The following is a 10,127-nucleotide window of genomic DNA, read 5'->3' as shown; positions in this document are numbered from 1 at the left end:
CCCGGCGGCAGGGAGAAGACGGCCATACACGGCCGACCGGTGAGAGCGGGCGCGGTGGTGAGGTCGTGCTCTCGGGCGGTGGCGGCCGGAGCGGTGGCGAGGCCAGGCCCGGGCCGGGCGGGCGCGTCGGTGGGCGGTGGCGTGCTGAGGCCCCGCGAGGCGGCTTTGCTCGCGGGGCCCTGTGGTGGCCGGTCGGGTCAGGTGTGGGGGACGTGGGTCGGGAGCGTGCCCACGCGGTCCGGGCCGACGGCCGACACGGCGGGAGGTCAGCGGTTGATGCCGAGGTTGCCGAAGGCCGGGTTCAGCACGCCGACGACGTTCACGCTGTTGCCGACCGCGTTCACCGGGACGTGCACCGGGGCCTGGACGAGGTTGCCCGAGACGACACCCGGCGAGCCCACGGCCTTGCCGGTGGCCAGCGATCCGTCGGTGGCGGAGGCCATACCGGCACCGGCGGCCACCAGACCACCGGCCACCATCGTCACGGCCGCTGCCTTCTTCAGGTTCTTCACTTCGTAAGCCCTTCTGACGCGTTCGCCGCGGCCAGTCGCCGCAGCACGCACTGAAGAACGCCGGAGCCCCCGCGCAGGGTGCGCCATGTGGGGGACATTCCCACGACGGTATGAATCTCAGCTCGGAGCGGAACCTTCCGTATTGCCGTACGGAGTGTTTGTCGGCTTGTTTCAGCCCGCGACGCCGTGGCGTACGGCCCACAGGGCGGCCTGCGTGCGGTCCGCCAGGTCGAGCTTCATCAGGATGTTCGAGACGTGGGTCTTGACGGTCTTCTCGGAGAGCACCAGCGCGCGGGCGATCTCCCGGTTGGAGCGGCCGTCCGCTATCAGGCCGAGCACCTCGCGCTCCCGCTCGGTGAGTGACCCGGCCCGTCCCTGGCCGGAGTTGGTCTCCTCCTGGGACAGCAGGGCGCCCGCCACCTCGGGCTGGAGCAGGATGTGCCCGGCGTGCACCGAGCGGATGGCGCCGGCCAGCGCGTCGGGGTCGATGTCCTTGTAGACGTATCCGGCGGCGCCCGCGCGCAGGGCCGGGACGACCGTGCGCTGTTCGGTGAAGCTGGTCACGATGAGCACGCGGGCGACGTTGCCCAGCTCGCGCAGCCGGCGCAGTGCCTCCACGCCGTCCATGCCGGGCATCTTGACGTCCATCAGGACGATGTCGGGCTTGAGTTCCTCGGCGTGGGCGACGCCCTCGGCGCCGTCGGCCGCCTCGCCCACGACCTCGATGTCGTCCTGCACTTCCAGGAAGGTGCGCAGGCCGCGGCGGACCACCTGGTGGTCGTCGACGAGCAGCACCCTGATTGCGTCAGCCACCGGGGACCTCCATCTCGATCGTGGTGCCCTTGCCGGGCGCCGAATCGACGGTGAGCGTGCCGCCCACGCCGCCCGCGCGGTCCCGCATGGAGACCAGGCCGAGGTGGCGTCCGGCACGGCGTATCGCGCGCGGGTCGAAGCCGCCGCCGTCGTCGGTGACGCGCAGGACGGCGCCGGTGCCGCGCTTGGACAGGGTGACGGCGACCCGCTCGGCCCCGGAGTGCCGCAGGGCGTTGTGCAGCGCCTCCTGGGCGACGCGCAGCAGGGCCTCTTCCTGGGTGGCGGGCAGGGCGCGCACGCCGTGGGCGGCGAACGTCACGCGCGCGGTGTGGGCGCGGTCGAGGACCTGCACCTGGGTGCGCAGGGTCGCCACCAGGCCGTCCTCGTCCAGGGCGGCGGGCCGCAGCTCGACGACGGCGGCGCGCAGCTCGTCGGCGGCCTCGGCGGCGAGCGCGGCCACCTGCTGCAGTTCGCCCTTGGCGCGCGCCGGGTCGCGGTCGACGAGGGCGGTGGCGGCCTGGGCGGTCAGGCGCAGGGAGAAGAGCTTCTGGCTGACCGCGTCGTGCAGTTCGTGGGCCAGGCGGGAGCGCTCCTCGGCGATGGTGAGTTCGCGGCTGCGTTCGTAGAGCCGGGCGTTGGTGAGGGCGATCGCGGCGTGCTGGGCGAGGATGGACAGCAGTTCCTCGTCGTCGGCGGTGAAGCCGCAGGTGCCGTCCGGCGTGGGGCACGGGGCGTGTCCTCCCGCGGGGCGCAGCTTGTTGGCGAGGAAGAGGGCGCCGATCACCTCGTCGCCGTCGCGGATGGGCAGCCCCAGGAAGTCGGCCAGGTCGGGGTGGGCGGAGGGCCAGCCCCCGAAGCGGGGGTCGGCGCGCACGTCGGGCAGGCGCTGCGGTGTCGCGTCGCGCAGCATCGCGGCGAGGACGCCGTGCTGGCGGGGCAGCGGGCCGATCTGCTTCCACTGCTCGTCGCTGACCCCGTCGACCACGAACTGCGCGAAGCCGCCGTGGTCGTCCGGTACGCCCAGCGCGGCGTACTCCGCGTCGAGCAGCTCGCGGGCCGAGGCGACGATCGTCTTGAGGACGTCGCGCACCTCCAGATGTCTGCTCATGGCCAGCAGCGCGGCGCTGATCGCGGCGAGGCCGGACCGGGGACCTTGGCTCATGCCGTCCACGCTACCGGCGGGCTACGACAGGGCGGATCGGACCGGTGACGGCGGCGCCTCGGCCCAGCGGCCTAAGCGGCTGGGCCTAGGCCCCGGGTCGCGGCCGGACGGCGTAGGCCGAAGGGCCCCGCCGCTCTGCGGCCCGCGTCCGAGGCGCGGCGGCGTGCCCGGTTCCTACGGTGGCGGCACGCCGATCGAGCGGCGTCGGGAGCGAGGGGAACGTGTCATGGCGGTAGCGATCATCACGGGGGCGTCGAAAGGGCTGGGGCGGGCGCTCGCCGAGGCCCTGGCCGCGCGCGGTTGGGACCTGGTGCTGGACGCCAGGGGCGAGCGGGCGCTGAAGGAGACGGCGGCGGCGCTCGCGGCGCACGGGACCCGGGTGGAGGCTCTCGCCGGTGACGTCACGGACGCCGGGCACCGGGCCGGGCTGGTGGCGGCGGCCTGGCGGCTGGGCGGAGTCGAGCTGCTGGTGAGCAACGCCAGCGCGCTGGGCGCCGAGCCGCTCGTCCGGCTGGACCGGTTGCCCGTGGACGGTCTGCGGCGGGCCCTGGAGGTGAACGTGGTGGCCGCGCTGGGCCTGGTCCAGGAGGCGCTGCCGCTGCTGCGGGCCGCCCGGCGGCCCGCGGTGATCACGGTCAGCTCGGACGCGGCCGCCGAGGCGTACGAGACCTGGGGCGGCTACGGGGCGTCGAAGGCGGCCCTGGACCAGCTCGCCGCGGTGCTCGCCGCGGAGGAGCCGGGGCTGCGGGTGTGGGCGGTGGACCCCGGTGACATGGCGACGGAGCTGTACGCGGCGGCCGTACCGGAGGACGGGGATCCACGGCCGGAGCCGGCCACTGTGGTGCCGGCGTTCCTGCGGCTGCTGGACGAGCGTCCGGCGAGCGGCCGCTACGGCGCGCCGGCGCTGCTGGAGGGGGTGTGATGGCCTCGGCGCTGGGGATACCGGCCGGGCCGCTGCGGGAGTGGGGGGCGCTCCCGCGGGAGCTGTCCGCGCGCGTGCCGGCCGAACAGCGCGGGCCCGGGCTGGACCGGGACGCCGTACGTCTGCTGGTGTCGCGGGGGACCGAGGTGTCGCACCACGCGTTCGCGGAGCTGCCGCGGCTGCTGCGGGCGGGCGACCTGCTGATCGTGAACACCTCTCCGACGCTGGCCGCGGCGGTGGACGGGTGGGTCGGGCACGCGCGCGTGGTGGTGCACTTCTCGACGCGCGGTGATGACGGGCGGTGGGCCGTCGAGCTGCGGGATCCGGACGGGAAGGGCACCACGCGGGCGCGTGCGGGCGGTCCGGCGGGGACGGAGGTGCGCTTGCCCGACGGTGGGCGGCTGGTGCTGGTGGAGCCACTGAGCGACCGGGGCGAGCGGTTGTGGCGGGCCCGGGCGGAGGGGACGGAGGTGCGCGAGCTGCTGACGGGGCACGGGCGGCCGATCCGCTACTCCTACACAAAGCGGGACCAGCCCCTGTCGGCGTACCAGACGGTGTTCGCGCTGCCGTCGGCCGACGGGTCGGGCAGCGCCGAGATGCCGAGCGCCGCGCGCCCGTTCACGCACCGGATGGTCGCCGAGCTGGTGAGCCGGGGTGTGCAGTTCGCCCCGGTCACGCTGCACACCGGGGTGGCCTCGGCGGAGGCGCACGAGCCGCCGTACCCGGAGCGCTACGCGGTGCCGGAGGCGTCGGCGCGGCTGATCAACGCGGTGCGGGCCGGGGACGGGCGGGTGATCGCGGTGGGGACGACCGCGGTCCGTGCCGTGGAGTCCGCCGCCGGGCCCGGCGGGGTGGTCCGGGCCGCGCGGGGGTGGACGGACCTCGTGGTCACGCCGGAGCGCGGGGTACGGGTGGTGGACGGGCTGCTGACCGGGCTGCACGAGCCGCAGGCCTCGCATCTGCTGATGCTGGAGGCGGTGGCCGGGGCGGCGGCGGTCCGCCGGGGGTACGAGGAGGCGCTGCGCCGGCGCTGCCTGTGGCACGAGTTCGGCGACGTCCATCTCCTGCTGCCCGGCGAGGGCGGTGACGCAGAGCATCACTTCCGCGACGGCCGGTGAGGCCGGCGTCCTGGGCGTGTGAGGACGCACATAGGGCGCACATCACGTACGAAGGACGATAGGAGAGAGACAGACCGGTGACTAGCGGGGAGGACATTCTGATCTGTCCTGATTTGCCCCCACCTGATCCACTACCCCGGATAGTACGTCACACCTTTGCCAGTGGTTTTTGCGGCCGCTAAGAATGGCAGCCGTCGCTCAGCGCCGCGGGTCCTCTGCCCGCGGCGTTCGTGCGGGAAGTCCCTGTCCCCCGCCCTGACGTGAGCGACCTCCGCGCCATTCGAAGAGGTCCGTACGCCATGCCCCAGAACATCCTCCGCGACCGCAGTCGTGCCCTGCCCAAGAACAGCAAGATCGCCGTGGCCGGTGTGGCCGCGCTCGGCGCCGCCGCGGTCGCGTTCTCCACGGTGCCCTCGGGCGGTCAGACCACCACCGCCGGATCCGTCGCCGCGGCCCGGGTGGCCCACGGCGCCGAGCCGGTCAAGGACGTCAGGGCCGGGGTCACCGACCAGCTCGCCGGGGCCAGCCTGAAGGTCGAGGCCATCGCGGCGAAGAGGAAGGCCGCCGCCGAAGCCGCCGCCGAGGCCGCTGCCGACAAGGCCGCCGCCGAAGCCGCCGAGGAGAAGGCCGCCGCCGAGCGGCGCGCGGAGAGGGCCGCCGCGAGCCGGTCCGCCGAGCGCATCGCGTTCGAGCCGGTCGCCGCGAAGACCTACGGCAACAACCTCGACGGCTGGATCCGTGAGGCGCTGGCCGTCATGAAGGCCAAGGGCATCCCGGGCTCCTACCACGGCCTGCACAAGAACATCATGCGCGAGTCCTCGGGCAACCCGAACGCGATCAACAACTGGGACATCAACGCCGTCAACGGCGTCCCGTCCAAGGGCCTGCTCCAGGTGATCCCGCCGACCTTCCAGGCGTACCACGTGCCCGGCACCTCCTGGAACATCTACGACCCGGTCGCCAACATCACCGCCGCCGCCAACTACGCGGCCGACCGGTACGGCTCGATCGACAACGTCAACAGCGCCTACTGAGCCGGCGCACGGCACGTGCTGAGGCAGGCGCGGGCCTCAGCCCGCCGTACGCCGAAGGGCGGCACCTCCTGACGGGGTGCCGCCCTTCGGCGTCGTACGGGACCGGCTACTTGCGCATGACCTCCGGCTCGTGGCGGCGCAGGAAGCGGGCCACGAAGAAGCCGCAGAGCACGCCGAGCGCGAGCAGGGCGACCATGTCCAGGGTCCACGCGCCGACCGTGTGCTCCCACAGCGGGTCGTTGCCGGCGCCCTCCTCGGGCGGGCTGATCCTGTTGAAGTCCAGCGTGGCGCCCGCGGCGGCGACCGCCCAGCGGGACGGCATCAGGTACGAGAACTGATTGACGCCGACCGCGCCGTTCAGGGCGAACAGGCAGCCCGTGAAGACCACCTGGATGATCGCGAACATGACCAGCAGCGGCATGGTCTTCTCGGCCGTCTTCACCAGCGACGAGATGATCAGGCCGAACATCATCGAGGTGAAGCCGAGCGCCATGATCGGCAGGGAGAGCTCGATCATCGTGGCGCTGCCCAGGATCAGGCCCTCCTCCGGCAGCTCCCGGCCGGCGAAGCCGATCACACCGACCAGCAGGCCCTGGAACACGGTGATCAGGCCGAGCACGAACACCTTGGACATCAGATACGCGGAGCGGGACAGACCGGTCGCGCGCTCCCGCTCGTAGATGACCCGTTCCTTGATCAGCTCACGGACCGAGTTGGCGGCACCGGCGAAGCAGGCGCCGACCGCGAGGATCAGCAGGACGGTGGTGGCGGTGCCGTTGGGGACGATCCGGCCGGCCTGGTTGGGCTCGTTGGGCAGCAGGCCGTTGTCCGGCTCGATGAGCAGGCTGACCGCGCCGAGGACGGCCGGCAGGATCACCATCAGGGCCAGGAAGCCCTTGTCGGAAACGATCACCGACACATAGCGGCGGACCAGCGTGACGAACTGCGACATCCAGCCCTGCGGCTTCGGCGGCTTCATCGCCTGCATCTGCGGCATCTGCACGGCCTGCGGGGCGACGGCGTCGATGTCCGCGGCGTACATCTGGTAGTGCTGCGAGCCCTTCCAGCGGCCCGCCCAGTCGTAGTCGCGGTAGTTCTCGAAGGCGGAGAAGACGTCGGCCCAGGTGTCGTAGCCGAAGAAGTTCAGCGCCTCCTCGGGCGGGCCGAAGTACGCGACCGAACCGCCCGGGGCCATCACCAGGAGCTTGTCGCACAGCGCCAGCTCGGCCACCGAGTGGGTGACCACCAGGACCGTGCGTCCGTCGTCGGCGAGGCCGCGCAGCAGCTGCATCACGTCGCGGTCCATGCCCGGGTCGAGACCGGAGGTCGGCTCGTCCAGGAAGATCAGCGACGGCTTGGTCAGCAGCTCCAGGGCGACGGAGACGCGCTTGCGCTGACCGCCGGACAGGGAGGTGACCTTCTTGTCCTTGTGGATGTCGAGCTTCAGCTCGCGCAGCACCTCGTCGATCCGGGCCTCGCGCTCGGCGGCCGTGGTGTCGGCCGGGAAGCGCAGCTTGGCCGCGTACGTGAGGGCCTTCTTGACGGTCAGCTCCTTGTGCAGGATGTCGTCCTGCGGGACCAGACCGATGCGCTGGCGCAGCTCGGCGAAGTGCTTGTAGAGGTTGCGGTTGTCGTACAGCACCTCGCCCTGGTTCGCGGGCCGGTAGCCGGTGAGCGCCTTGAGCAGGGTCGACTTGCCGGAGCCGGACGGGCCGATGACCGCGATCAGCGACTTCTCCGGGACGCCGAAGGAGACGTCCTTGAGGATCTGCTTGCCGCCGTCGACCGTGACGGTGAGGTGGCGGGCGGAGAAGGACACCTCACCGGTGTCGACGAACTCCTCCAGCCGGTCGCCGACGATCCGGAACGTCGAGTGGCCGACGCCGACGACGTCGGCCGGGCCCAGCAGCTGGGAGCCGCCCTTGGCGATCGGCTGGCCGTTGACGTACGTGCCGTTGTGCGAGCCGAGGTCGCGGATCTCCATGCGGCCGTCGGGCGTCGAGTGGAACTCGGCGTGGTGACGGGAGACCTGGAGGTCCGAGACGACCAGGTCGTTCTCCAGGGCACGGCCGATCCGCATCACGCGGCCGAGCGCGAACTGGTGGAACGTGGTCGGGCTGCGGTCGCCGTGGACCGGTGGTGCCCCCGCCGCACCGCCGATGCCCTGCTGCTGCGGGATGTGCGCGGCCGGCTGCTTCGGCTGCTGCCACCCGGCCTGCGGTGCCTGCTGGTGCGGCGCCGGCGACCGGCCCGGGTTCGCGCCCTGCGCGGCGAACGGCTGCTGCTGGGGCTGGGCCTGGGGGGCCACGGCGGCCGCGGCACCGGACAGGCTCAGCTGCGGTCCGTCGGTGGCGTTGCCGAGGTGGACGGCCGAGCCGGGGCCGATCTCCAGCTGCTGGACCCGCCGGCCCTGCGCGAACGTGCCGTTGGTGCTGCCGTGGTCCTCGATGACCCAACTACGGCCGTTGAAGCTGACCGTGGCGTGCCGCCAGGAGACCCTGGCGTCGTCGAACACGATGTCACCGTGCGGATCGCGTCCGAGTGTGTAAGCCCTGGACGGGTCGAGCGTCCAGCTTTGTCCATTGGTTTGCAGTACGAGTTCAGGCACTCCATGCCCCACTGAGTTGTCCCCCGAGTTACCCCCGTCGCGGGGAGTCCAGGGATGTCGAACATCGGGGGGAACTATTTCAGGAGCGGCCCCCTGACCGAAAGTCGGGCCTTGCGAGGACCGCGTACGGGCGTCTGCCCTTGCGCCGTTGACGGAGTGGAAACCGGCCCGGAGAGGGGTAATCCCCCGCGAGGGGGACATGCGCGGCGGTGCCACCGGGCCGCGGATCGGGGGTCCGGCGTGAGTGTCGCGAGGGCCGGGGACGGCACGAGGCTGCCGTGCGCGGACATCCCGCTGTCCGCGCTCGCCGCCGTGAGCTGGGCGTTGATCGGGATGACGGGGACGGCGGCGCTCGGACTGCGGCTGCTGGGGGCGGACTCGGCCGGTTCGCCGGCACCGATGACCGCGGCGGTGGTGGCCCTTGGGGCAGGTGGTTCGGCCACATCGTCCGGTGACGTGTCCGCCTCGGGACTGGTCGGCGCGGAGGCCATCACGGCCGTCGAGATCACGCCACTGGGCGTGAGCCTGGCCGGAGCGCTCCTGTTGTCCTGGTTCTTTCTCCGGTCCCTGCGCCCGGCCGGAGTCGTCGTCGCCCGGTCCGAACCGCTCGCGCGCGGGCGCGGTGGTCGCGCCCTTCGTCGCGACGCTGGGCGGCCTGGCGTGTACGGGGCACGACGCCATCCCGCTCGACGGGGGCGCGCTCGGCCTCGACGGCCTGCCCGGCGGCCCGGGACCGGGCGGCGTGCGGATTCCCGGGCTCGGTGACGTCGGGGACATCGGCGGTCTGCTGCCGGACCGGGTCGGCGACCTGGTCGAGGCCGAGACGACGGCCGGGTTCCGCGTGGACATGGCGCCCACGCTGCTGGGCTGGGCCGGCCGGCGTGCCGCTGATCGCGTTGCCGGCCTCCCGCCGGACTCCCCCGCCGCGTGGCTTTGGGAGCGGTGCGCCGGGTCGTCCGGCCGGCGGTCTAGGCCCTGGTCGCCGTGGGGCTGATGGCCGTGGTGGCCGGGCTCGCGACGGCGCCTTACGCGGCGGCCGGTGACGACCGTCCGCGGTGGGTCGCGGGAGCGGCGCCGCCGGGGGCGCCGAACGCGGCGTGGCTGGGCATCCCGGTCGGCCTGTCCGTCCCCTGGCACGGTGAGGCGTCCGGGGCGCTCACCCGCTTCCTCCCGGATCCGCTGGACGACCTGCTGATCGACTCGCACGAGCCGGTGACGCTGGGGCGGCCGGCGGAGCTGGACGGACGGGTGTGGCTGCTGGGGCGGCGGCACTGACGCTGCTGCCGGCGGGGGTGCTCCTGGCGGTGCGGACGCCGGTCGGGGGCGTACGGGGGCAGGGGGCCCGAGCTTCGCGGGGCGGTGTGCGCTGCGGCTCGGGGTGGTGACCGCGCCGGCGTTGCCGTCCCTCGGATGGCTGACCCGGGTGTCCGTGCGCGCCTCGCTGTCGGTGCTGGGGGGCGAGGCGTTCGGCGCCGGGGTCGGGCTGCACCGGCACGCCGGCACGGCGCTGCTGCCCGGCGCGGTGTGGGGGGCGGGTGCCGGGTGTGCCGGGGCGCCGCTGGCGTACCCGACCGGCGGGGCGGGGCGGTGGGCGGCACCGCTGGCACTGAGTGACGCGGCGGTGAGGGCCGCGGCGCGGGCGGCGGCCTCGGGGCCGTATGCGCCGGGCAGACGTACCGGCCGCCGAACCCGGACACCCATCCGTATCTGCGGCTGCCGGAGGGGCTGCGTCAGGGCCTGCGGGGGATCCGCGGGAGCCGGAGGGCGCGCGGCCGGTTGACGGGGGGCGGCCGATCGGGGGGGGCGACTGGTCGGGGGCGACTGGTGAGGGGTGCAGCGGGTACGGCGCCGCCGGCGGTGCGGGACCGGCGGGCGAGGGCGTACGGCCGCCCGGGCGAGAACCGGGGTATGAGGGAGAGCAGCCCCCGGACGAGGACCCGCGGACGACGGCGAGCAGC

Annotated in this window: 10 protein-coding genes and 1 pseudogene; 7 read left to right on the top strand and 4 right to left on the bottom strand. The window is 73.6% G+C overall.

Annotated features, from left to right (window positions below; all coding sequences use genetic code 11):
- Positions 1 to 266: 266 nt before the first annotated feature.
- The 3 genes from chpE to ACFF45_RS25580 all read right to left on the bottom strand — a co-directional run bounded on the left by chpE (position 267) and on the right by ACFF45_RS25580 (position 2,487).
- Positions 267 to 512, bottom strand: coding sequence for a chaplin ChpE (chpE, locus tag ACFF45_RS25590; protein WP_381348803.1), 246 nt, complete (start codon positions 510 to 512; stop codon positions 267 to 269).
- 171 nt (positions 513 to 683) lie between these two features.
- On the bottom strand, positions 684 to 1,325 hold the full coding sequence (locus ACFF45_RS25585) for a response regulator (protein WP_381348802.1): 642 nt from the start codon (positions 1,323 to 1,325) through the stop codon (positions 684 to 686).
- Positions 1,318 to 2,487: a GAF domain-containing sensor histidine kinase gene (locus tag ACFF45_RS25580; protein ID WP_381348801.1), complete on the bottom strand. Its 1,170-nt coding sequence runs from the start codon at positions 2,485 to 2,487 to the stop codon at positions 1,318 to 1,320. Before ACFF45_RS25580 ends, ACFF45_RS25585 begins: the two co-directional genes overlap by 8 nt.
- Before the next feature lie 226 nt (positions 2,488 to 2,713).
- Here ACFF45_RS25580 and ACFF45_RS25575 point away from each other — a divergent pair, with 226 nt between their 5' ends.
- The 3 genes from ACFF45_RS25575 (at position 2,714) to ACFF45_RS25565 (ending at position 5,561) form a co-directional block, all read left to right on the top strand.
- A complete protein-coding gene (locus ACFF45_RS25575; protein WP_381348800.1) occupies positions 2,714 to 3,409 on the top strand; it encodes an SDR family NAD(P)-dependent oxidoreductase in 696 nt (231 codons plus the stop codon).
- Complete coding sequence (locus ACFF45_RS25570) at positions 3,409 to 4,527, top strand: S-adenosylmethionine:tRNA ribosyltransferase-isomerase (RefSeq protein WP_381348799.1); 1,119 nt, start codon at positions 3,409 to 3,411, stop codon at positions 4,525 to 4,527. Before ACFF45_RS25575 ends, ACFF45_RS25570 begins: the two co-directional genes overlap by 1 nt.
- Before the next feature lie 299 nt (positions 4,528 to 4,826).
- Positions 4,827 to 5,561 carry a transglycosylase SLT domain-containing protein gene (locus ACFF45_RS25565; RefSeq protein ID WP_381348798.1) on the top strand — a complete coding sequence of 245 codons (735 nt, stop codon included), beginning with the start codon at positions 4,827 to 4,829 and terminating at the stop codon, positions 5,559 to 5,561.
- 106 nt (positions 5,562 to 5,667) lie between these two features.
- Here the strand turns inward: ACFF45_RS25565 and ACFF45_RS25560 are convergent, their stop codons facing one another.
- Entirely contained in the window at positions 5,668 to 8,181 is a 2,514-nt protein-coding gene (locus tag ACFF45_RS25560) for an ABC transporter ATP-binding protein/permease (RefSeq protein WP_381348797.1), read from the bottom strand.
- Positions 8,182 to 8,223: 42 nt separating this feature from the next.
- On the opposite strand from ACFF45_RS25560, the pseudogene ACFF45_RS25555 reads away from it, so the two are divergent.
- From ACFF45_RS25555 to ACFF45_RS25540, 4 genes and pseudogenes are all read left to right on the top strand, one after another.
- Positions 8,224 to 8,724: pseudogene (locus ACFF45_RS25555) on the top strand (streptophobe family protein); the annotation flags it as partial.
- Between the two features lie 67 nt (positions 8,725 to 8,791).
- Entirely contained in the window at positions 8,792 to 9,163 is a 372-nt protein-coding gene (locus ACFF45_RS25550; RefSeq protein ID WP_381348815.1) for a hypothetical protein, read from the top strand.
- Positions 9,163 to 9,444 (top strand): streptophobe family protein, encoded by a 282-nt coding sequence (locus ACFF45_RS25545; protein WP_381348814.1) that lies wholly within the window; start codon positions 9,163 to 9,165, stop codon positions 9,442 to 9,444. The genes ACFF45_RS25550 and ACFF45_RS25545 overlap by 1 nt, the downstream gene beginning before the upstream one ends.
- A 103-nt stretch (positions 9,445 to 9,547) precedes the next feature.
- Positions 9,548 to 9,949, top strand: coding sequence for a hypothetical protein (locus tag ACFF45_RS25540; RefSeq protein WP_381348796.1), 402 nt, complete (start codon positions 9,548 to 9,550; stop codon positions 9,947 to 9,949).
- The last annotated feature ends 178 nt before the right edge of the window (positions 9,950 to 10,127 follow it).

The organism is Streptomyces cinereospinus, assembly GCF_042430725.1.
Taxonomy (GTDB): Bacteria; Actinomycetota; Actinomycetes; order Streptomycetales; family Streptomycetaceae; genus Streptomyces; species Streptomyces cinereospinus.
Note: the sequence above shows the minus strand (reverse complement) of the source record. Positions and strands in the feature narration are given on the sequence as shown.